We start from the raw sequence: 23,265 nt of genomic DNA on the forward strand, positions 1-23,265 counted from the left end.
TAAGTGTACGAAATAAAAGCACATTTCTACCAATTTTTTCACCGGATATCTTACGGTAATTTGATCCAGATTAAAAAAGCCAACGAGCGAAACTCGTTGGCCTAACAATACTGATTGATTACGATGGATTCAGTAACTAGAAGTTATTCAAAGAACGTTCTAAACAACTAGCCTAGAGCAGGAAGCACACCCAGCGTAATTAACACCTGAGCGAATACGATGCCAGTGCCAGCGATGCCCGTTATCACTAACGCACCTTGACCACCTGCGACGCGGTACTCCCCAGTAAAATCATCCGATTTACGAACCTTGATCACCATAACCAAAGGCAAAAAGATGGCTAAAATCGCTAAGGCAATCGCTGCATAGCCCAAAGCCATAATAAAGCCTTGAGGATAGAAAAGTGCGAAGCCTAGCGGTGGAGTAAACGTCACTAGTGCCGCAATCAAACGATTAGGCTTATCGTTACTTCCTTTGATGGTATCACCCAAAAATTCGAATAGACCCAAACTCACGCCAAGGAACGATGTCAACAATGCCAAGTCAGCAAACACACCAACAATGCTACCCAAATTTGATTGGTGTACTGTCTGAGATAGTTGACCAATCAGTGCGCTCAACCCTCCGTTCTCAACAAGCGTACTTTGGCTAACCACACCCAACGTCACGATTTGCCAAAAGATATAAATAACGAGTGGAATCGTCGAACCAATAATAACGGCTTTGCGTAAAGAAGAAGTGTCACCGTCTAAGTAATTCACAATTGCAGGTATACTTCCGTGGAAACCAAACGAAGTAAAGATCACCGGAATCGCCGCTACAACAAGGCCTTGTTCGATTGGCATACTTAACAAGTAAGATTCCGTAACGTTTGGAGCAAGAAAAGAAAGCACCGCAACCATCGCAATGAGCTTCATCGCGAACAGAACTCGGTTTACTTTATCGACCGTACCGGTACCCACTGTCACAACTAAAGTCACAATCAAGGTAAAGATTATCGTTGATGTAGGCCCTGAAATATCGAGGTCAAACCATTGTGCAAGGCGGTCTCCGAACTGAGCACCACCGCCAGCGATATACGCTGCACACAACGAGTAGAAAAGAAACAACATCGCAAAACTTGCCACCCACTTGCCTTTTTGACCTAGGATCTGTTTCGCCAAAGTATGAAGTGTAGCACCACTCTCCGCATGTTGATGAAGCTCAAGCATAAGCAAGGCAGTGAAAGCCATCAGAGCCCATAAGCCTAGCATGATGATAATAGAAGTTGAAAAACCAATGCCGGCAGAGGCAAGTGGAAGCGCTAGCATACCAGCGCCTATTGTAGTGCCCGCAATAATTAGCGTACTACCGAATACTTTAGAACGACTCATTGTATATTAATCTTTACACTTTATTAGAAATTATCAGTATTAGATCGGGCAACGGCGGACCGAAACCAACACCATATTTGTATTGCCGTCGATATTGTAGGATCTTTAGCAGAAGATCAAGCAAAGTGTAAGGATAAAAAACCACACATGTAAACTATAATTTACACCTTACTGATATTTAACAATAACTGTGTGCATTCTTCCCTGTTCATGAACTTGGGAACAGGGTAATTCCAGTGCGCCTCTTTCAGAATTAAATCAACAAGCGCATCAGCATCTTCACGTTGAATGAGCGCACTGGTTTGCTCAATATCAATAGTTGAAAACAAGGACTCCAGATTCGCCAAAAAATGCTGAGCACTTGCGTTACCTAACTGCCCCTCGGCCGTCAACTCATCGAGCTTTCTTAGTTGAGGCTCAATCTCTGATAATGAAAAGCGCAGCACAGGCAACAAGGCTAATCCGTTTGCCATACCATGAGGTATTCCATATCTCGCACCGAATGTGTGAGCAAAGGCATGAACATAACCCAAACTCGCTTTGGTAAATGCTAAACCCGCGTAATAGGATGCCATAGCCATTTTATGACGAGCTTCGACATCATCCCCTTGCATCACAGCCCTAGGAAGATATTTAAAAATGAGTTTAATAGCGGCAACCGAATAAGCCATCGTTTCTTGAGTAGCGTTTTTCGATACATAGGCCTCAATAGCATGGGTTAATGCATCAACGCCAGTATCAGCCGTGATCTTAGGAGGTAAACCAATCATTAAATTCGCATCTAAAGCTGCCATTAGTGGCACCAACTTTGGATCCATTAAAGGGGTTTTAATGTGTGAGGAGGGATCTGACACGACCGCAGCGATAGTAACTTCACTTCCGGTTCCAGCCGTTGTTGGAATAGCAAAAAGCGGCGCTGGCATTCGCCATACCTTCAATAGTCCAGCTAATTTTTTGATTGGCCGTTTATTGGTAACTTTCGCAGCGATGACTTTTGCACAATCCATTGCAGAGCCGCCACCCAAAGCTAATATGCCCTCACAATGAAAACGATGATAAGCCTCTAGACCGCTCTCTACCTGATCATAGGTAGGATCGGGCTTAACTTGCGAGAAAACATCTAACTGTAAATCGAGTTTTGCTGCAGCCTCAAGCACCTTATCTACAATACCGACTTGGACTAACCCTTCGTCGGTAACTAACAAAACGCGTTTAAATCCCAGCTCGGTCATCGATTCTAATAGCTCATTCATCGAACCAGGGCCGGAAAACAAGGTTGGTCTCGGCATAGGAAGGATATGGGCTGCAATTTTTAACCCAGCGGTGTAACTCCGGTATAAACGATGCTTCAACATACGAAATCCTTTTCATTTAGAGCTATCATTCTAGCTACTTTTACTACCTATGCTTACTTTGCAATCACACATTTTCAATAAACTTATCTCACTAAAAGGGCTAGCATCACTGGGAAACCGTACCATTTTATTATCTTTCCTCAACGACATGAGCTACAGAGAAAATGTTTTCAACGACGCTCTATTGTCATGTAGTTAACAAGCTGCTTTACCTATTACTCTGTTAGTTACAGAGCGAGCCTCGAAGAAGTCTTCTTATTTTTTGCCTTCAAAAGCAACAATATAAATTCTGTTAATCACACATCAATACCGTGTGTCTCTGGTTGAGCCCGAACACGATTTACAAAAATAAAAATAAGAATGCGTTACATCATGATTTATTGTCGTTTTCAAATAAGTCAACAAGAGCAACAATAATCTTTCAAAACTTATACTTAGTTCAAATATCTGACTCTTAACCATGAGCTTCAGGTGATATTATTATGCAACTAGGATTATTATCCCGCCCATAATCAAAACTATGTCTAAACGCCCACCTTTTTGGGGTCTATTCGCTGTCGTACCCAATTTTTCCTATCACCTTCTGATTTGGGTTTAGCGTGGGCTAATTAGCAATGTCGGTATAAACCATGAATCATTCTTGCCATTCCCATACGGACATGGGCTTTGAAGTCGATCTGAAACAAGCACTTATCTGGGTTGCTCGAGCACTCGACTATGTCGGTGTTGATGATACGCACCATAGCCATCGTGTCGCTTACATCGCTTACCAATGTGCTCGGGTCATGAACTGGGAACCAGAAAAAGCGGAGTTTTGCTACTTCGCAGGGATGATCCACGATTGTGGGGTCTCCGAAACACAAGAACATAAAATGTTACTTGAGGAGTTGGTGCCACAAGATGTAAAAACACATTGCTTAAGAGGATACCGAAGCCTCAAGCAGTGTCGTTTGTTGCGTCAGTTTGCGACACCTGTTCTTTACCACCATACACATTGGAGTGAACTAAAATATCTTGATTTACCGCCTTTTGAAAAAGAGGTCGCTGCCCTACTCTATTTAGCCGATCGTCTCGATTTTATGCGTTCCAAATACGTCATGAACTGCCACTGTGACATTGTCACACTTCATGAAGAACTAATTGCAGAATGCATCATGGCAAACGCTGGAACTTTGTTTAATCCAGACATGGCTAAGGCAATGGTTAAGCTCGTTATGACCGACGCATTTTGGTTCGCGATGGAGTCTGAAAATATAGAAACCATCGGATTAAACTTTAAAAGCATTGATTGGCTTCAAAAACAGCTCACCATCCAAGATATGAATAGTTTGGGCATGTTTATCGCTCGAATTGTTGACGCAAAAAGCCCATTTACTTATCAACATTCGCAAAAAGTGGCGGAGTTATCTCGGTATCTAGCCATCAAGCTTGGGTTCTGTGAGCACGACCAAGAGATGTTATTTATTGCTGGGTTGGTGCATGATATCGGAAAGTTAAAAACACCAGATGAGATTCTTCATAAAGAAGGCTCTCTTAATAAACAAGAGTATACGCGTATTAAACGCCATACAATTGATACTCAGCTCGCATTACACAAAGTGTTTCCCAACGCTAAAATAGCGGAGTGGGCCTCTAATCATCACGAGCGTTTGGACGGTTCTGGCTATCCTTATCATAAAACAGGAGACGAACTCGATGTACCATCACGTATTGTCGCGGTTGCCGATGTTTTTCAAGCTCTGTCTCAGGACCGTCCCTACCGAGGACGAATGGCTCAAGCACAAATCGCCGCGATTATGGGCGAGCAAGTCGCTAAACAAGAACTTTGTTCTGACGTCTATGCAGTGCTAGAGCGAAACATGACCGAGTGTTACGAGCTATCAACTAATGTTTAATCGATAAAGGGCGTATCTACGCCCTATGCTGATTTTGTGCAGGTTGCAAACCAATCATTTTGCAATATCAAGTACATTGTCTCGCACACCATTGATTCTGAACCAACCTGCAATGCTGAACCGCTCAGCATTGGTCGGTAAAACCTCATGCGGGAATTGCTCAGATAAGAATAAAAGTAAGCGTCCCGATTGAGGAGGGATGGTTGCTATCTTATTATCATTTAGATCGTAAACCACCAATTCACCTGCATCCTTTTCCGTCCAAGATTCGTTCATGTAAAAAACGGTTGTCAATCGACGGTTTTCATTGCCCTTAAAACAATCTAGATGCTTTTGGTAGAAATCCCCTTCCTCGTACTTGGCAAAGTGAGCTTCATACTCAAAAAGTCCTAGAAACAAGTGACGGTTCACTTCTTGGCGTATTTCTTCCATCTTATCTAAGTAAGAAGTAACCGCGTGCCCCATATTGGGCGATAACCATTGAATTTTGTCACTTCGAATTGACTCAATACGAGTCACATCGTCATTACGACCAATACGCGCTTTTTTCCAGTTACTTGGAATGCAGTCTCGTAATTGAGCCACTTCTTGTTCAGAAAGAAAATCATCCCAGATGTAGTAGCCATGGGTTGCTAACGCATCGATCATTTTATCCATTATTGTCGTTCACTCATATTAGTTGGGCGGTCTATATAAAAAATCTTCAACCCCACAACAAATGCGATTTTTTGTCGAAACGACAACAAAATAAAAAGAGAGTAAAAATAGGTGATGACGAATATAAAAATGCCGCTCATATGAGCGGCAATATCTTTTATTATTGACGAGCTTCTAATCTGGTTGGATGAACTCGCAACGGACTAAGACGTTTAATAGTCGGGCGTTGTTTGTTTTTTAACTGGATATGACAAAGTTCCAGAATTAAGCCGAATGCCATCGCAAAATACACATAACCTTTGTTGATATGAATTTCGAAGCCTTCTGCCATCAATAAACCACCTAACAAAACGAGGAATAACAAAGCAAGTGTCTTAAAACCAGGGTAACACGACACCAGGTTATTTATTTTTTCGGCTGTCATGACCATCACGATAGCAGAAGAAACAATCGCTGCGACCATAAGTGGGACATCACTTGTCAAACCAACGGCGGTTATCACCGAGTCCATCGAGAATACAGCATCCACGGCAACAATCTGCAACAGAACTACCGCTAAACCAGTACGGGCGTGAGTTGAGTGAGCAGACTCGTTGTGATTTAACCAACTCCACAACTCTTTCAGGCTTTTAGCCAAGAGGAATGCACCACCCGCAATCATGATGACGTCTCTTCCGGTAAACGCATGGTTCGCCAAAGAAAATAGCGGTTGAGTCAGTTGCATGATCCAAGAGATTGAAAACACTAAACCAATACGAGCAATAACAGCAAGACCAATACCAAGGCTTCTTGCCAGCTTACGTTGGTGCAGCGGCAGTCTTTCACATAAGACAGAGATAAAAACGACGTTATCAACGCCTAAGACAACTTCAAGCGCAAACAAAGTGGCGAAAATAGCCCAAGCTTCTGGTTGCATAAAAAGTTCTAGCATGAGCATGTCTCCAATAATAAGAAGACATATGGTGAAGGGTTTTGTCGACTAAAGGGGTCGTCCATTAATTATTTATACCTTTGTTACTGAGGGATCATGAGTAAATCACCAAACAATCAACAAAACAATATCTATTTTAATTAACAAGGAACAAGTTTAATTCGTGTACAAATCAATCAACTCCTCCAAATTGATTAAAATTACATAGAAGCTTTAGAATTGAATAAATGAAAGCATTAAAGTCCAACAAAACTAAGATAAATTTCTAGACTTATAAGCACCATCAATCCTTATGCAACCCATTAAATGCATTGAGCTCAAAGAGAAACAGGCGTGTTTCCGAGATAAACAATAGTAAAAATTTGTTTCATGCTGATATACTGCCAAAAATCATAAGAAACCATGCTATTTATGGACTACATTGCTCTTTCGCGTATAAGCCTTAAACATCTAACTGTTTTACATATGTTGTTAACCACTCACAGCGTCACACTTGCGGCAGAACGCTTGTGTGTAACACCATCGAGCGTCAGTAAAACGCTCGGACAGTTGCGCGAAACGCTAAAGGATGACCTTTTTTACCGTGATGGCACTCGCTTAGTGCCGACAGCATTTGCGCTGCATATAGGCCCATCAATCCATGGCATACTCTCCAGTATGAATGGATTATTACATCAAGGCTCTTTTAATCCGGCTTACTATCAAGGTAGTTTTTCATTAGCAATGCGTGAAAGTTCATTTGAGCTCTTTGCGCCAGTTCTACAGCACTTGTCCCAACAACTGAGCAACCACGCGCACTTGAATGTCCATGCGAAAGAGGAAATGAGCTTCGATGCATTAGCAAGAGGTCAAGTGGATTTTTTGTTGCTTCCTCACGATCTCAGCCAACCACCCACACAAAATAAAGACTTGGTCTGGAAAACCATTTTGAAAGACGAAATGGTTTGCTTAATGAGAGCATCGAACCCACTCGCTGAGCAACCCTTATCTGTTGAAAGTTACCTTTGTGCAAGACACATCGGTATTCATGATAAAGATCTGTCACAACCTTATTTTGAGCAAAATCTCACCCAAAGGCATTCAAAGCGAAACTTGGCCATGCGTGTAGCCGACTTTGGTTCAGCTGCGGTGATGTGTCAGCACTCGGATTACTTGTTCACATGCTCCAAGCTTTGGGCAAGAGCGGCAATGCAAGCAAAAGGTTTGGTTGAACAAGCTCTTCCATTCGATTACGGACAGGTAGCCTACAGCCTCGTTTGGAACAAAGCGAGCTTAAACGATCCCGCTTTAAAATGGTTGCAGCAACAATTACTCGACGCCTGCGCCATGTTAGATGCCTGTGATGCGTAAGCATAGATAAACAACGGTACTACGTGAGTACTGTCGGCACTGTGACAGGGTTACTCACGTAGCATCGAAGCTCTGATTTTAAGCGTTCGATATCATGATGAGAGCACATATCCCAAGTTAACGCCTCCCCCACTACTCCGTGATGCTGAAAGGCATTTAAACGTATAAGCACCGATTCAGGAAGAGTACTCAAGTAACGTCCAATTGCTACGATTTCTATATCTAAATCACTTTTTTGGGGAATATGCAGTAAGCGGACCTCGTACAATTTTTCGTGTTCAACTAGGTATTGAAGGGTTTTAAATACACGATGATTATCACGCCCAGTTAGCCACTGATGCGTCTCCGTCTGCCACGCTTTCAAATCGATCATTGCGCCATCCAGAAAAGGTAGAATACGCTGCCAACCAGCAACCGCTAAAGAACCGTTACTGTCGATGAAACAAGAGAGGTGCCGTAATTCAGGATCTTGTTTTATCCCTTTAAACAGCTCAATAATGAAAGGAAGTTGTAAGGTAGATTCCCCACCGGATACAGTAACACCACTGATGAAAAAGCGATGTTTGCGTATCAAATCGAGCATTGTTACTACAGAGTAGTCAGTAATTTTTGGATTAGATTGGTTCTGACATATCTCTATACAATGATCGCAGTGGGTGCACTCCTCTTTAAGCCAAACAACGTTGTTGTTTTCGTCGAACTTCAATGCGCCTGCTGAACATTCACTCACACACTCACCACAATGATTACAATGGTTTATCGTGTGAGGATTGTGGCAGTTCAAACACTGATAGTTACAACCCTGTAGAAAGATGACTAGACGATTTCCTGGCCCATCAACACAAGAGAAAGGAAGGATACGAGTGACTTTTGCCAAAAGGCTTCCACTTCGTCTAGACATCTTGTTCTTTCCTAAACCGAACTTATGCCTGCGTGTAAGTCGGTGTTACTTCATGACTCACCACACGTGGCGAGCGTTCTAAAATTTTGGTATTTTTTGCTGCTTCTGCACCTAGAAACGTCGTGTTGGTTCTCGAACCTTCTTTATCATATTTCGCGACATCTGAAAGTTTGGTCATGTAGCCTGTCACGCGAATTAAGTCATTTGAAGTGACATTCGCGGTAAACTCACGATAACCAGCATTTAGTGCCCCTTTACATAAATTGAACATCGCTTCTGGGTTAGATTTCACCGTTTCATCAATCGTCAAAATATCGCTGATACCCGCACGATAATACTGATGATGCTTCGCCGTTGCTTGTACATAAGTGACAGGGTCTGGCTCTGCACCATAAGGCAGACGTACACCTGGCGTAACATCATGATCTAAGCTAATGCCGCCTTGTGCATGTAAGAGCGCTTTGCCATCTAAACCATATTTCACCGGGGTTGAGTCCACCAGTTTAGCCAGTGTTTCTGAAACATCATGAGCAAAAGTATTTGCTCGATCATTTTTTCCGTATCGCCCTATTTGCCCTTCTTTTTCAAATAGAAGGTTTACCGCTTCGGCCATGCCGTAAACGCCATACATTGGCGCGAAATAGGACTCTTTTATCAACCCTTCTTGCGTCAAAAAGCCTTGAAAGAAGTTCGATTTTTCATGCAAGTGCGTGCTTCTTGCGTTTATGAGCTCGACCATTAATCGATGGTAAGAAGGCAACGCACTGTTTAAGAAGTCGTTACAGTCTGATGCTCGTTTTGCAACTTCTTTTAAATTCATTCGCACCAATGTGTTCGAGCCACCTGCTAATGGAAGCGAGTTGTAGCAACTTACAATACCAAAGCGTGAGCCGTTGTAGGCTTTCGCGTGCATTGGGTAATTGGCAATATGCGGTTTACTGCATTCACAAATGTTCTGTGTCGCTTGACGAAGTAAATCATCAGGTGTAACTGTCTCGTCGTACATAAAGGTGAGATTCGGTGCGATCTGCTTGAGCTCCGCATCTACTTTTAAAACAGTGCGACAAATAATGTTGTCTGTCGGTCCGACATTCACATGCATAAACGCATCTGGCAATGTGCGATCCAGCATGACCCAAAAATGTTTTAACTTTTTGTAAATCTGGCTCTCTGTTAGGTCGCCTATGTAAGGCAACAAGACATCATCTAACTGACCTAAGTAAACCGGAATGTTCGTTACCGAAGGAACATGATGGTAAATGATGGTAAGCATGTTAAACGCATCATCGAAATCATCAGCCGGAGACAACTCTAAATAGTCTGAGCCTTGCGATAGAAATTTAGCGTAATCAGGCAACACGTAGCGAGGTTTAAACGGTGCATGACCTTCAAACATATCGCAGATGATGCCTTCATCCATTGCTTGTCTCAGTGATGGAGATACGGTCATGTAAGGAATGCACGCTTCCGCCTCTAAAGCTAAAAAACTCGACTTCTGTTTTGGAGAAAGACAGACGTCGGTCGCGATATCTAGAAAACGTTGTTGTAGTTTAGAAAGGCTTGTCATCTAAGATATTCCTACAAAGTAACCACAAGCCCACAAGACAAAATACGAGCTCTACCCCTAAAGAGTAACGTGATTTTACTCCTGCTTGGCTGTTGCCACTAATGAAAATAAACAAAACGTCTATTTCCATTCTGGAAATAAGACAAAGCTAAATTAGCGCATCCCAACTTACTATATGGGAAAAACCTAGCTGCGTACCGAAGTCTGTCTTATTTATCGGTTTGCCGTCGACAACATCACGCCAGCACCAATAAATACTCCACCAGTCAAACGATTGAACAACTTCGCTCTTCCAGCGACAAACAACCAATCGGAGGCTTTTACTCCTAACAAGGCATAAAATGTTAGCCAGCTCAGCTCAAAAACCACAAATGTAGACGCGAAAATCGCGTATTGAGACAGTAGCGGAGCGGAAGGTTCTATGAATTGAGGAAACAAAGCGGTGAAAAAGACTATCGCTTTGGGATTACTAGCGCCAACAATGAAACCACTAGTGAACGCGCTGAACGCTGTCGCGGAACTTTGAGTCGTTGCCATTTTATCAAAATCTGTCTGAGATGAGCGCAACGCTTGAATACCTAACCAGATTAAATAAGCGGCACCACACCATTTGATAATATTAAAAACTAACTCAGATGAAGCAATGACAACTCCCAGCCCGGTAAATGAGAGCGTAAGGATGATCGTAATCGCAGATAAACTGCCAAGCGCAGTCATGAAAGCAATACGAAACCCACTACTCACTCCTTTACTTAAACACAACAGTGAGCTTGGTCCTGGTGAAGCTGTGAGCACGAGAATGGCAAGAGTGTAAAAAATCCATGTATCTATTTGCATTGACATCCCTTCCAGCAAAATGAGGTTTATAGCCCATTGTGTATAGAACTATTTTATCGCCCGGTTTCTATCCATGAAGCCGAGGTCTTAATAACCATCTTGCATCTAAATAACTTAGAAAAAATTAATAGATAGTTATGCAAATAAAATACGATCTACATGCAAGGATGTAAAGCCTGTTGTATAAGCTTATCTATTTCTCTTAATCATAAAAAGGCTTAGGATCGATCTCTAACGATGAAGGCGCGATCGCTCTTTCAATTTTGTACGCACTCGTTTTTAAGTCCACCATCGTGACATCAATGTATCGTTTATACTTGCGGGAGTAGAAACATTTCACTTCTGGCTTTAATGCTTGAGATTCATTTGAAGACCAAACAATACCAACACGCCCATCGTTCAACTCGACAATGGAGCCTACGGGGTACATCCCAATGCAATTAATGAATTTGTAAACTAAGTCTGCGTCTAAATGAAATGGCGTTAGACTCAACAAGATTTTAAACGCTTCCGCAGAACTCATGCCTTTTTTATAACAGCGATCAGCCGTTAGCGCATCGTAGATATCTACAATACAGCTCATACGGCCGTGAATTGGAATCTCCTCCCCCTTCAAGCCTCTAGGATAACCATTGCCATCTAACTTCTCGTGGTGCATCAAACAAACATCACGGCTTACGTCACTAAGCCCTTTTACGTGAAGGATAATCTCACCTGCGAACACTTGATGTAGCTTCATATGTTCAAATTCTTCAGGCGTTAGCTTCGCTGGCTTGTGCAAGATCTTATCATCGACTTTAATTTTACCTACATCATGAATAATGCCACCTACAGCAAGCTGTTTTAGCGTTGGTTTATCTAAGCCCAAGTACTTACCGAATGACACTAAAAGACAAGCGACATTGACGGAGTGTTCCAATAAGTAAGAGTCTTTTTTTCGGAGCGCAGAGACACACTGCAACGCATCTGAGTCAATCAAAACACTTTCAATGACATCGTCAGCCCAAGCTTCTACTTCATCAACTTCAATGATTTTTCCTTCAAAAGTTTGATTCAATAGTTTCTGCGCCAAATCTTTTGCTTCGGCGATCAGCTTTTTGGCTCGCTTGTGTTGGATGTCTCTCGAACGATAAGCTCGTTGACCCCTCTTAAAATCGGAGTGTTTCTGCTCTCGCGTCTCTTTAGTGGCATCAGTTGATTCATCTACAGGCTTGAAGACACACTGCTGCGAAGATAATGTTTGATCTACCCAAACATACTTTACGCCACTTGTAGCAAGCTTCTTAATGCCTTCAGGGCTAGATATCCGCCCTGCATTGGCTAAATTGACGCGCTTGTTGTGCTCTATCGCGGTAACAAACATACCAACGCCGATATCAGCGAGCGCAATTTTGATTGAATTTTTCGGATCGTACTGCATATAAAGAAGGCTTACTCGATATTAACGTCCGCATTATAAGAGATTTGATTACTTGGCGTGATAATAAATTTGAATTGATTACAATTAATGAGCATCCTGTCAATTAACAATCGGTCGCGCTCATTAAGCCCTTTTTGTTATTATGGTTTTATCCAAGATAACATATATACAAATGACGTTAGAAAACCGCACATTGATACCGACACAACTGAAAATAACTTTAGGATAATTATTCATAAATATTTATAGATTGCGGACGGCATCAATAACTGTATTTTATAAATGATTTTTACTGTTGACTATTTTTTATAAATGTCGATGATTAGCCGCCTAATCTTAGTATGTTATTAACCTAGTAGCGCATAAAATGATAGCCAAACAATTTGAACTGACACTTTTGTGATTGTAATGTATGCCAGCAGATCAACTCTATGTTATCAACCCCAACACTCATCTCTGATGCTAAAAGGCTCGAGGAGGAAATATCTTGACCACCATATTTGACCAACAAGTCTCAGATAGTGACCGAGAGTTCCTAAAAATCGTCGAAGAACGATTCATTCATATCTTCGATGTATTTAACGAAGGCCTCTTTTACATGGATGAGTTTGGCACCATGGTATTTTATAACAAGGGCTTTTATGAGCAGCTTGGTATCAACGCTGGTCGAATCAGCTTAGAGCAATGGTTAGACCTTGTTCACCCTCTCGATCGAGAAAGACTCTCCACTCGGGTCGATGCTCACATCATTACCAACAACACGAGGGTCACAACGACCTACCGCGTGCGTAAACCCAATGGACAGTACGTCTGGATTGAAGGTGTAGCCATGACCAAAGAAACAGAACATGGTCATTATATGGTTGGTAGCCACCGTGATATTTCTGAACGCAAGCTGATGGAAAGCTACATTCATCAAGTCGCATTTCATGACAATGCGTCAGGTATGGCTAATCGCGCCCATCTCTTGCTGGATATTGAAGATAGTGTGCGAGCCACTGATTCTTGTGCATCTATCTGTTACATTCAGATAGAAGAGATTAAATCTTACTTAAATCAATATGGCAGCGAGTTGGTCGATGGGTTAGTGGAAAAATTGCTACAAACTCTCAGTCACCTACCTTCTCCAAATAGTTCTGTATATCGCGTACATGATGATGACTTTGCGATTTTGATTCACGATGAATGCTCGGTAGAAACGCTGCAAAGTTACGCCGAAAGTTTAAAGGAAACCTACCACGAGGCAGTGATTGAAGAGGGCCAATACTTAGGAAGTAACATTAGTATTGGTTTGTATCCTTGCATAGATCCAAGTCACTCAGCAGAGGAAATATTACGTAAAGCAGCACGAACTTGTCAGTACGCAAGCGAGCAGAATAAAGACCGTGTTGCGGTTTACAGTGAGAAAACTCAGCATGCCGTAGACCGTTATTTCTTTATTGAACAAGGTCTAAAAAGTGCACTAGAAAAACAGACATTAAGCGTTAAGTTTCAGCCAATTATTGACGCCAAAAGCTCAAAAGTAGTGAGCTTCGAATCTCTGGTTCGCTGGCGTAGCAAAGAGTTTGGCGAAATTTATCCAGACGAATTCATCCCCGTGGCAGAGAACAAAGGTTTGATTGTCGAACTCGGATATCAAGTCTTTGCCAAAGCGTGTGAATTTATCAAAAACTACCGTGAGCGTTACCAAAACCAAGTTCGTGTCAACGTGAATGTTTCTGTACTTCAGTTAATGAACAGTGAATTCCCTGCGCGAATTAAAGCCATGGCGGATGAGGTTGGTGTCGATCCTGAGTCTATTGTGTTGGAACTAACAGAAACGTTTATTTTGGATAATAATCAGACAGCCATTGCCCCTCTGAATACCCTCAGGGAACTAGGATTTGCACTCTCTCTGGATGACTTTGGATCTGGTTACAGTTCATTAAATAGCTTCTTCGACCTCCCGATGACACAAATCAAAATTGATAGGTCGATGGCGTGGAAAACACTAACCAACCGCTCTTCACAAGAATATCTGAAGTTTCTTATCACTATGTGCCAGGAAAATAATATTGAAGTAGTGATTGAGGGAATTGAAGACGCCAAAATGTGTGAATTTTTTACCGAAATGGGCGTCGATTATCTGCAAGGTTATTGGTTCTCTAAGCCACTTTCTGTTGCCAGTGCAAGCCGCTATTCGTTGAGTTAAGCATACTAGAGCAATATTCCCGCACGGCCACGTTAAACATGCTGAACTATTCACTATAGATTTCAGACACTAACTGGCCGTGACGAAAACAAGCTTAATGTCCCCCGATTAACGTAGACGTTCAAACACCACACTCTGATCTAAATGCTCGTGATACTGAGTGTAATCTAAGCCCACATCAAAGATATATTGGGTCACCAAGTTTCTAACACACTCTATTAATTGGCTTGCTTGCCATGGTTTTTCAAAGTAGCGGTCAATGCCTGCGGAGTTGATCGCATTAATCGTATCGGTGTGCGTCGCTTGCCCGGTAAGAAGCACTTTCCTCGTAAAGCCAAAACGACCGTCTTTTGATACATCGGTCAGCAGTTCTACTCCCGTTTTACCTGGCATCACATGATCGGAAATAATCAATGCGATCATCTCGCCTTCTGCATCAAATTCATCCATCAGTTCTAGAGCCTCACCTGCTGATTCGCAGTCTTCGACATTCAACCATTGATTTAACGGCTCTAAATCTTGTAGAACCGCGCTTAGTACCTCTCGTTGGTCATCAACGCAAATTACATTAAGCTTCTCCATGTTCACCCTCTACTGGTAACTTGATTCTAAAAATCGTTTTTTCACTGTCGCTCTTTACCACAATAGAGCCGTTATATCCGGCGATAATGCGCTTTACAATCGACAGACCTAACCCTAAACCAAACGACAAGCCCCCCTTTTTAGTGGTGAAGTTTGGCCGGAAAATTTTTCTACGTGTCGCTTCATCAATTTCTGGTCCGTTGTTAGCAATCGTGACCAAAATTTTACCCTTACTCTCCCGAGTATGTATTTCGATACCGGGTTTCTCCGTTTCACCAAGTGCATCGCACGCATTCTTTAAGATATTTACCCAAACTTGGACGAGTTCGGTTTGAGAACCAATAAAAGCAGGTAAATCCGCAGGGCTAAAACGAACACTCACTCGTCTTAAGTCACTTTGCAATAGAGCCAAGGCGCGATTGATTGAATCATTGATGTTAATCGCTTCATCCAAGTCGATATCCGTGCGCCCCAATTGTTTTACGGATCGCACAATGCCAACGGTATGTTTAGAAGCGATGCGTAAGTCATGGAGATCTCGCCCCATTTGCCAGAAACGTATCGCTTCTTCTGGTCTTTTTAGCCAATGTTCCGAAAGGAAATTATTTGGAACGGCTCGCGCAAGATCACGAGCAACCTCCTTGGTTAAACCGTAGTATTTTTCGAAGTGGCGCCCCCGCTTTCTCGCTTCGCTAGAAGAGACTTTCTGCCCTTGCATTAAACCAAAATCAAAAAATTGACTCGCTTCCGGATGAACTTCTTCAAGCAGTTCCATGATAACTGTCTCTAGCCGTTCTGATTTACTGCTTACAACGCCTATCGCATTGTTCAACTCATGAGCAATACCCGCTGCAAGCTGCCCCAACGTTGTCATTTGCTCTGCGGTATGAAGCTTTTGTAGTGCTTTTTCTTTAGCCAATGCCTCTTGCATTGCGCGCCGTTGACGACGAGATAATTCGTTAACCATCACAGGCATAAATTGTGTCGTCAATGGTCCGTATGTCGCCTCTTCCACGGCAGGCGTATCGCGCTGTATCCAAGCCAATTCAACATCGGTTTGAGCAATCACTGTCGAAGAGGCAGTCCACGTACCAGAAAAGAAACTATGTACGCCAATAAACGCACCTTGAGACGCAGAAAATACCTGAATCGGTTTCTTGTCATCTTCCGCGTAATAGCCCGCCAGTTCTCCCGACAGCACATAGTACAAGCGATCATTGTAGCCAGCTTGCTCAATAAGCACCGACCCGGATAAAACCGTTAATCGGCGTTCAAGGTGATTAAAGTAGCGTTGTACTAACGCGTCTAACTTCGTTTCGTACATGGGTTATCCAATATGCCCAACAGTATGTAAAATCCACACCATCACAAAGCTGAGTAATACGCCAATCACGCCTAGCACGGCACCGATACGAGCCATTTGGCCGCTCTCGACATGCCCTGTTGCATGAGCTAACGCGTTTGGTGGCGTACTAATTGGTAACGACATACCGAGTGAAGCGGCAAATGTCACGACCAAGATCAGAGTAACTTCACCGCCGAGAGGCGTTAGCGAAGCCATAGAAGTACCCAGCGCAGCCATAATCGGCATCAGCAAGTTTGCTGTGGCTGTATGCGACATAAAGTTTGCCATTAACAAGCACAAGAAAGCCGCACCAAACAAGACAACATATGGCGAGAACTGATCAAACGGAATGCTGTGTACCACCAGCTTCGCAAGCCCGGTTTTATCTAGAGCAAGGCCCAGAGCAATACCGCCTGACACCAACCAAAGCACATCCCAAGAGATTTTCTTCAAGTCTTCTTTGTTGATGATGCCCGTCAATGAGAACACTGCGACCGGAATTAATGCTACTGTGTAAGAATTCATTCCATGTGCAGAACCCATCAACCAAAGAATAATCGTGCCGGCAAAGGTGACGTAAACCATTATTGCTTTGGGTGTTTTCAAAAACTTGCTTTTAATGTTCAGATCGATGGTGGTTTGTTCGGCTTTATACAAAAAGCCAATCAGAAACCAGGCTAACGCCATCATCACAATAACGAATGGCACACCAAATACCATCCATTCACCAAACGTAATTAAGTTGTCACCAACCAAATATTTTAGGGCGATGGCATTCGGTGGCGTGCCGATTGGAGTACCAATGCCACCAATGTTGGCTGCAACAGGAATACACAAGGCGAATGCAATTCGACCTGGGTCTTTAGGCCCGAAAACCGCTATCACAGGGGTTAAAATGGATAACATCATCGCTGTTGTTGCGGTGTTTGACATAAACATGGAAAAAACAGCGGTGATCAGCATCAACCCCAGCATAACGAACTTTGGTTTTTGTCCAAATGGTTTGAGTAACACTCGGGCTAAGTTGACATCTAACCTGTACTTTGTCGCCGCCATAGCCAAAAAGAAACCGCCGAGGAAGAGCATGATAATCGGACTAGCGAAGGTCGCCATTATCTCGTTGTATTGTAATAGCTCACCAAAATGTGGCTGCCCTTCTTGCAAACGAAAGAGCACAATACCTTTATTTGATACAAGCAATAGCTCTAGGACAATGATCACAACCGAAGTGGCGTAGATTGGAATTGGCTCGAATACCCAGCAAAGTGCGGCAAGCAAGAAGATTGCAATCACTCTTTGCTGGACGATAGTAATGCCATCAAATGGGAACGCAGAGAGAGGCATTAACCAAACAAGCAATGGTATCAATGTTGGAACAACGTATTTGAGATAAGGGCGCATAGTACTACTTCTCTTCCTGAGATGGTTAGCCAGACACATTTGGCGTTTGGAACGCTATTACCCGCCGTAAAACCAAAACTTTCAGACTGTTTTTAAGCCTTCAGAGACGAAATGCGGTAATGGCGTTCCAGAGAAGATTATGTACACTGTTTTCAAACAAAACGTTGGTGCGAGATCAATGAACTCGTTTTCACATTGGAAAACATTTTATATCTGTGTTCAAGCTCACTATTTAAGTTAAATATACTTTTCCATCATAAAGTTAGTTAAGGTTTCTCCCCTAACCTCAACACGTTGTCGAGACTTAACTGTGAAACCCATTTTCTCGTAAAAAGGTCGGGCGGTAATACTCACTTCAGAATACAGTCGTTTTATCCCCTGTACTTTTGCCTGTGAACAAAGAAAAGACATCAAATCACGACCAACACCTTGTCCTTGGTATTCATGATGGCAAAAGAAATGATCAATCAAACCGTCACCTTGCAAATCACAATAGCCAACGACCTGCCCTTCTATCTCCGCGACGTAGGGTTGAATATCGTCCATTTTGCGTTGCCACACATCGAGGTCAAAATCTGATGGTGCCCAAGCGGAAACTTGTGATTCAGTGTAATCGCGACGATTAATGACTCGCACAGTATGGTAAAAGAGTGCCCACAGTGTTGGGGCATCCTCGGTGCGATAACAGCGTATTGAGAGCATCAATTTCCTCATTCCTATTCAATAAATACTAAGCATTAACGCAAAGTGATACTAGTGAACTCATCATTTTCAATGCCAATCACTAAAGGCTTCCCAATCTGATCACTGTTCATCAATACGGTAGTATTCAGCTCACGGCTTGATCTGCGTATATTGCTTTTTCTTATGATATGAATATTCACAATATAATCGGAATACTCCTTTGTGATTCCGCCGGAAAATTCTACGTGCTCACTTTCATTGTCTCGGACAACATGAAATTTTCGATTGGCTTGAATATCAGTACTGATGGAGGAATCACCATAGTTCAGCACAACGGACGTTGGTTCGCTATCTTGATTGGCAAAACAGCCAAATGCGAACATGCTTAATGCGAGTATACTTTTTGATTTAAACATTAATTATTCTATTTCTAGTTATTTTTCTGCTATTTGCATGACCAAACAGCACTTGTTCTGTGAGCGCCTATTGTGCCATAGCTGAACGCTGACTCTAAACGCGCAAAAAGATGAGCGATGAAAATTCCGCCCAAAACAAGCAAATGTGAGACAATGTGAGGGTCCCAAACTCACTCAATCAGTCAAAATCCACTGTAAACCTCTGTTTTTTTAATGCTTTTAATTCATGTGGTCGTGTAAGGAACACATACAACCTCTTACTTTTTCATACGCAACTAGACGAATCGTTCGAGAAATACGGCATCGTCTATGCCACATGTTACAAATCGGCTTACCTTATTATTACGTATGAACTGGAATTATGGCACTAACTTCCCTCTCTCTTTTAATAAGGAGAGGATTTCAACAATCAGGCTTGCCACGTTTTTATAGCTAAAATCAGTAGAGCGTTACCAACATCGGTTGGTCTAGGAGCAATAAATGAAAGACCTTCTCAACTTTACTCACCTTGTAAAAATTGGGTTCATGTCAATCGCGGTTATGCTGGGTGGATGCACTCAAGGAGATTGGCGTACTGCTAGCAGAGAACCTGCGGGTATCGCACCCGACCCTTCTAATGTTAAGCATGCTGTGATTGAGTTTTACGCCGCAGATGCGTTTGGTTGGCGAGGCTGGTTTGCTGTTCATACATGGTTTGCAATAAAGCCTGAAAATGCGAACGAATATACAGTGTATGAAGTAGTCGGCTGGAGAGTGAATCGCGGACAACCCGCTCTATATCAGTACCAAACTGGGACGCCAGATCGATATTGGTATGGTGCAAAACCAGAAAAGATCCTCTCCATACAAGGTGAAAAGGCCCGCCAGCTTATCCCTAAAATACAAAGTGTTATTAACCAATACCCTTGGGCTGAAGAATATACGCTGTTTCCAGGGCCAAATAGCAATACATTTCCGGCTTGGGTGGGTAAACAAATTCCAGAGTTAGAGCTAAACTTGCCGTTTCGCGCAATTGGTAGCGGTTACGCCAGCGATTAACAGCAAAGGTTAGTCACTGGCTCGTTTTATGTTCAGCATAAAGCGCAATATCTATTGTGCGTCGTCACCCAACTCCGTTCTATTTCTTCCATTATGTTTCGCTTTATACAGTGCATTATCGGCGTCTTTCATTACCGCTTCAATTGGTGTGTCATTGCCTTTCCAGTGAGAAACGCCCAACGAAACCGTGACCTTACCAACCACCTGAAAGTCATGTTGTTCCACGTTGTGTCTAATACGCTCTGCAACATCCATAGCGTGGTTTACGTCTGTTTTTTCCAAAAACATCATAAACTCTTCACCGCCAGAACGACACAGGTGATCATTAGAGCGAGCTTGGTCTTTCATTAACTGCGCAAACTCTCTAAGTAAGTTGTCACCCACGTCATGGCCATAGTTATCGTTTACGCTCTTAAAGTGGTCAATATCTAGCGCCAAAACAGAGAACGCGGTATTTTCCTGCTTAAACAAACCAAGAACTTTATCTAATCCACGTCGATTCAATAATCCAGTCATCGAATCTGTTAATGTATCCAGTTGCAGCTTATCAATGGTTTTTGACACAATACCAAATGCTTTAAGAAAACTAAGCTTCAAATGTGAGACCTCAAAATACCAAGACTTAACCAGTTTGAGATCATCGATAGATGATGAATGTTCTTCGACACCTCGCACAGCACCCGCTAACTGCCAAAGTGGTCTAGAAATAAGAAGGGACAAGAACCAAATTAGCAACAAAGTTAATAAACCAATTGGAATCGACTTAAGGAAAACATTCCACATCTGTTCATCTAGCACAGATAACGTCATCGATTTCGGGCGCTGAGCAACAATTCCCCATCCTGATGACTTTACTGGTGCATAACCAGCAAGCATTTCGACGCCGCGAGAGTTAACAATTTCTTTGTTACCGCTCAGCCCCATCGTCACCGCTTTGATTGCCTCATTATCGTCGATTACTTCACCAACTCTCGATTGATCTGGGTGATAAATCAGAGTGTTACTCTCATCGACAACGTAAAGGAAAGAACCATCTTTGTATGCGTGCTGGCTGAGTAACTCTGCGAGAATATTTTCTTTTTCTAGATAAATAGTGCCGCCGATATAACCTAAATATTCATTAGATTGAGAAAATATAGGGTATGAGATGGTTAACAAGTAATTTCCAGCTGGCGATATAAATGGTTCAGTAACAACCGGTGCTTGAGCGTTTAAAGACTGGCGTTTTCTTTCACCCACTAACCTTACACCTTTAACCTGAAGTGTTTCAGGGGATACAGAAATAATAACCCCTTTTGCATTAACGACAACCACAGAGTTAAATGATTTGGTTTGCGTTCTTAATCTCTCAGCCTCTTTATCAAGAAGTTGAGCGTCATGCATCTTGTCTTTTAGCACGTTCGCACTGTATTTTAGCTGCGACATTGAGCTTTCTATGAAAGAGTCTGTCATTTCAGACATTTTTTGGGCGTAAACACGGTTTGATTCTAACGTGTTATTGATGATGAGATCCCTTTGAACACGATAAATCGAGTAGAATGCGTTGATCAAAGTGACAAGCACACTGAACACACATAGGGTGACAATAAGATTTCTAAGATTGAGTTTTTCTTTTCTTCTAAAAGACATTGCCAATGGCCAACTTTGAAGGCTTTCTATATGAATGAGCGTATAGGTTATATGAAATTGATTTGATTTTCAGGTAGTAAGTTGGGATCAATGTTAATATTTGCTCACATTAAAGAACACTTTATGAGCTAAAAAGAGAATTCAGTAGCACGATAAAGAACCGTGCTACTTTCATATTTGGCGTTTAAGAGGGTTTTGTCTCTGTCATCGTTTTTAATATATCCACAACTAGCTGATGATCATCTAACTGCGGTAAACCCGATACCGTCACAACCCCAACCAAACCAGACCCAGAAAGCCGAATTGGGAACGCGCCACCATGAGCACAGTACTCACGAGCATCGAGATGAGGCTGATTTTCGAAATCACGTTGCTTTTGCTTGTTGTACAGAGAAAGATAATAAGAGCTGTGGCCATACCTTAATACTGAGTTTCGCTTCCTACGGACCCAATCTACATGATCAGCACAGGTTCCTGCCATCGCGTATTGAAATAGCGTTTGTCCAAAGCCGTAAACCTCAATAGCAACAGCCGCGCCGCGAGCTTCAGCCTCTTCTTTTAGAGCAAGGCCGATAGACCACGCAATATGGTGATTAAATTCCGCCAACTGAAGTTCATGCTCTTGCCGGGCCACGAGTTCAAGCGTCAAACTCATGGTTTCACCTGAATCGTTTTACCCGTTTTACTGCTTTCCAATGCCATCTCAATCAAAGCGATATTCTGTACTGCTTGAGCGGCAGGAACCGGGTTATCAGTACCCAAACGAATGGCATCTGCCACACCAACAAAGTAAGCTTGGTACGCGCCTCTCTCCGTTTTGATAGTTTGCGCACCGTCTTCGTCGTAACGGACGCCGTATAACGCCTCATCTTCTTCCGACCAAGCATCGTTTTCCGGCAAACGGCCTTCTTTTAAGTAGCCCTCTTGAGGATCTAATCCGAACTTTTCATATTTAGCTTCCGTACCCAATACTTTGTAACGGAGGTTCGGCTCTGGGCTATACAAGTTTGAATGTAAATGCACAATATGGTCTGGGTAATGAAGCACCAAGTTGTAGTAATCAATCGTCGTCGCGCCCGGACGCATCATTCGACATTGTGCGTCTATCGCATCTGGCAAGCCAAACAACACCAATGCTTGATCGAGAAGATGAGGAGCAAGGTCGAATAAAATACCACCACCATCTTGAGCTAGCTCTCGCCATCGTTGACGAACTTCAGGGCGGTAACGGTCAAAGTGTGAATCAAACAGCTTTATATCACCTAACTTACCTTGTTCGATAAGAGATTTAACCGTGAGAAAATCTCCATCCCAACGTCTATTGTGAAAAACGCTCAGCACTAGACCTTTCTCTTCCGCCAAGGCGATAAGTTCATTACCGTCTTCTATACGAGTAACAAACGGTTTCTCGACGATGACGTGTTTCCCATTGTTCAACGCACGCTTTGCAAGTTCGTAATGTACGTCATTTGGCGCAGTAATGATTACGAGCTCTGCATCACTATCATCGAGTAAAGTATTCGCATCAGAAAACCACTTAGCATCTGGCCAATCATTTTGAACCGCCTCCTGTTGACGAGAGCTTATCGCGCTCAGCGTTAAATTTGGTAGCGCTTTAATGAAGGGTAAATGAAACGTTTTTGCTGAATATCCGTAACCAATCACAGCGGTTTTTACGGGATCGTAAGCCATT

The 23,265-nt window shown here is 42.6% G+C and carries 20 protein-coding genes; 4 read left to right on the top strand and 16 right to left on the bottom strand.

The window, feature by feature from the left end; all coding sequences use genetic code 11:
- Positions 1–167 precede the first annotated feature (167 nt).
- Together R7Z47_RS08230 and R7Z47_RS08235 are read right to left on the bottom strand one after the other, a co-directional pair.
- Complete coding sequence (locus R7Z47_RS08230) at positions 168–1,373, bottom strand: aromatic amino acid transport family protein (RefSeq protein WP_005389084.1); 1,206 nt, start codon at positions 1,371–1,373, stop codon at positions 168–170.
- A 161-nt stretch (positions 1,374–1,534) separates the two neighbouring features.
- Complete coding sequence (locus R7Z47_RS08235) at positions 1,535–2,728, bottom strand: iron-containing alcohol dehydrogenase (protein ID WP_154204617.1); 1,194 nt, start codon at positions 2,726–2,728, stop codon at positions 1,535–1,537.
- Between the two features lie 629 nt (positions 2,729–3,357).
- Here R7Z47_RS08235 and R7Z47_RS08240 point away from each other — a divergent pair.
- Positions 3,358–4,623 (top strand): HD domain-containing phosphohydrolase, encoded by a 1,266-nt coding sequence (locus R7Z47_RS08240; protein WP_025766702.1) that lies wholly within the window; start codon positions 3,358–3,360, stop codon positions 4,621–4,623.
- A 54-nt stretch (positions 4,624–4,677) separates the two neighbouring features.
- On the opposite strand, the gene R7Z47_RS08245 is transcribed toward R7Z47_RS08240, so the two are convergent.
- Together R7Z47_RS08245 and R7Z47_RS08250 are read right to left on the bottom strand one after the other, a co-directional pair.
- Complete coding sequence (locus R7Z47_RS08245; RefSeq protein ID WP_005377733.1) at positions 4,678–5,280, bottom strand: 2OG-Fe(II) oxygenase; 603 nt, start codon at positions 5,278–5,280, stop codon at positions 4,678–4,680.
- Between the two features lie 160 nt (positions 5,281–5,440).
- Positions 5,441–6,211 carry a TerC family protein gene (locus R7Z47_RS08250; RefSeq protein ID WP_053350578.1) on the bottom strand — a complete coding sequence of 257 codons (771 nt, stop codon included), beginning with the start codon at positions 6,209–6,211 and terminating at the stop codon, positions 5,441–5,443.
- Positions 6,212–6,622: 411 nt separating this feature from the next.
- Here R7Z47_RS08250 and R7Z47_RS08255 point away from each other — a divergent pair, with 411 nt between their 5' ends.
- Positions 6,623–7,561, top strand: coding sequence for a LysR family transcriptional regulator (locus R7Z47_RS08255; protein WP_005377737.1), 939 nt, complete (start codon positions 6,623–6,625; stop codon positions 7,559–7,561).
- Positions 7,562–7,580: 19 nt separating this feature from the next.
- Here the strand turns inward: R7Z47_RS08255 and R7Z47_RS08260 are convergent, their stop codons facing one another.
- The 4 genes from R7Z47_RS08260 to R7Z47_RS08275 form a co-directional block, all read right to left on the bottom strand.
- Positions 7,581–8,462: a YjjW family glycine radical enzyme activase gene (locus tag R7Z47_RS08260; protein ID WP_318129962.1), complete on the bottom strand. Its 882-nt coding sequence runs from the start codon at positions 8,460–8,462 to the stop codon at positions 7,581–7,583.
- 22 nt (positions 8,463–8,484) lie between these two features.
- A complete protein-coding gene (locus R7Z47_RS08265; protein WP_318129963.1) occupies positions 8,485–10,029 on the bottom strand; it encodes a YjjI family glycine radical enzyme in 1,545 nt (514 codons plus the stop codon).
- A 213-nt stretch (positions 10,030–10,242) separates the two neighbouring features.
- A complete protein-coding gene (locus tag R7Z47_RS08270; RefSeq protein ID WP_318129964.1) occupies positions 10,243–10,866 on the bottom strand; it encodes a LysE family translocator in 624 nt (207 codons plus the stop codon).
- Between the two features lie 202 nt (positions 10,867–11,068).
- Positions 11,069–12,286: an HD-GYP domain-containing protein gene (locus R7Z47_RS08275; protein WP_065274495.1), complete on the bottom strand. Its 1,218-nt coding sequence runs from the start codon at positions 12,284–12,286 to the stop codon at positions 11,069–11,071.
- A gap of 487 nt (positions 12,287–12,773) precedes the next feature.
- Here R7Z47_RS08275 and R7Z47_RS08280 point away from each other — a divergent pair, with 487 nt between their 5' ends.
- Positions 12,774–14,477: a putative bifunctional diguanylate cyclase/phosphodiesterase gene (locus R7Z47_RS08280; RefSeq protein WP_005377743.1), complete on the top strand. Its 1,704-nt coding sequence runs from the start codon at positions 12,774–12,776 to the stop codon at positions 14,475–14,477.
- 108 nt (positions 14,478–14,585) lie between these two features.
- Here R7Z47_RS08280 and R7Z47_RS08285 read toward each other — a convergent pair whose 3' ends face one another.
- From R7Z47_RS08285 to R7Z47_RS08305, 5 genes are all read right to left on the bottom strand, one after another.
- On the bottom strand, positions 14,586–15,059 hold the full coding sequence (locus R7Z47_RS08285; RefSeq protein WP_005377744.1) for a response regulator: 474 nt from the start codon (positions 15,057–15,059) through the stop codon (positions 14,586–14,588).
- Positions 15,046–16,383: an ATP-binding protein gene (locus R7Z47_RS08290; RefSeq protein WP_005389108.1), complete on the bottom strand. Its 1,338-nt coding sequence runs from the start codon at positions 16,381–16,383 to the stop codon at positions 15,046–15,048. The genes R7Z47_RS08285 and R7Z47_RS08290 overlap by 14 nt, the downstream gene beginning before the upstream one ends.
- 3 nt (positions 16,384–16,386) lie before the next feature.
- Complete coding sequence (locus R7Z47_RS08295; protein ID WP_017634015.1) at positions 16,387–17,805, bottom strand: SLC13 family permease; 1,419 nt, start codon at positions 17,803–17,805, stop codon at positions 16,387–16,389.
- Positions 17,806–18,042: 237 nt separating this feature from the next.
- Entirely contained in the window at positions 18,043–18,507 is a 465-nt protein-coding gene (locus tag R7Z47_RS08300; RefSeq protein ID WP_064353881.1) for a GNAT family N-acetyltransferase, read from the bottom strand.
- Positions 18,508–18,542: 35 nt separating this feature from the next.
- Positions 18,543–18,905, bottom strand: coding sequence for a hypothetical protein (locus R7Z47_RS08305; RefSeq protein ID WP_017634013.1), 363 nt, complete (start codon positions 18,903–18,905; stop codon positions 18,543–18,545).
- Between the two features lie 480 nt (positions 18,906–19,385).
- Here R7Z47_RS08305 and R7Z47_RS08310 point away from each other — a divergent pair, with 480 nt between their 5' ends.
- Positions 19,386–19,943: a DUF3750 domain-containing protein gene (locus R7Z47_RS08310; RefSeq protein ID WP_054574115.1), complete on the top strand. Its 558-nt coding sequence runs from the start codon at positions 19,386–19,388 to the stop codon at positions 19,941–19,943.
- Positions 19,944–19,994: 51 nt separating this feature from the next.
- On the opposite strand, the gene R7Z47_RS08315 is transcribed toward R7Z47_RS08310, so the two are convergent.
- The 3 genes from R7Z47_RS08315 to R7Z47_RS08325 all read right to left on the bottom strand — a co-directional run bounded on the left by R7Z47_RS08315 (position 19,995) and on the right by R7Z47_RS08325 (position 23,264).
- The gene (locus R7Z47_RS08315) at positions 19,995–21,572 is read right to left on the bottom strand and encodes a sensor domain-containing diguanylate cyclase (protein WP_256900586.1); all 1,578 of its coding nucleotides are present in this window, start codon (positions 21,570–21,572) and stop codon (positions 19,995–19,997) included.
- Between the two features lie 184 nt (positions 21,573–21,756).
- A complete protein-coding gene (locus R7Z47_RS08320) occupies positions 21,757–22,227 on the bottom strand; it encodes a heme-degrading domain-containing protein (RefSeq protein WP_205460937.1) in 471 nt (156 codons plus the stop codon).
- On the bottom strand, positions 22,224–23,264 hold the full coding sequence (locus R7Z47_RS08325; RefSeq protein WP_025766711.1) for an oxidoreductase: 1,041 nt from the start codon (positions 23,262–23,264) through the stop codon (positions 22,224–22,226). Before R7Z47_RS08325 ends, R7Z47_RS08320 begins: the two co-directional genes overlap by 4 nt.
- Position 23,265 lies beyond the last annotated feature (1 nt).

This window comes from Vibrio sp. 1641 (assembly GCF_033339995.1).
GTDB classification, from domain to species: Bacteria; Pseudomonadota; Gammaproteobacteria; order Enterobacterales; family Vibrionaceae; genus Vibrio; species Vibrio alginolyticus.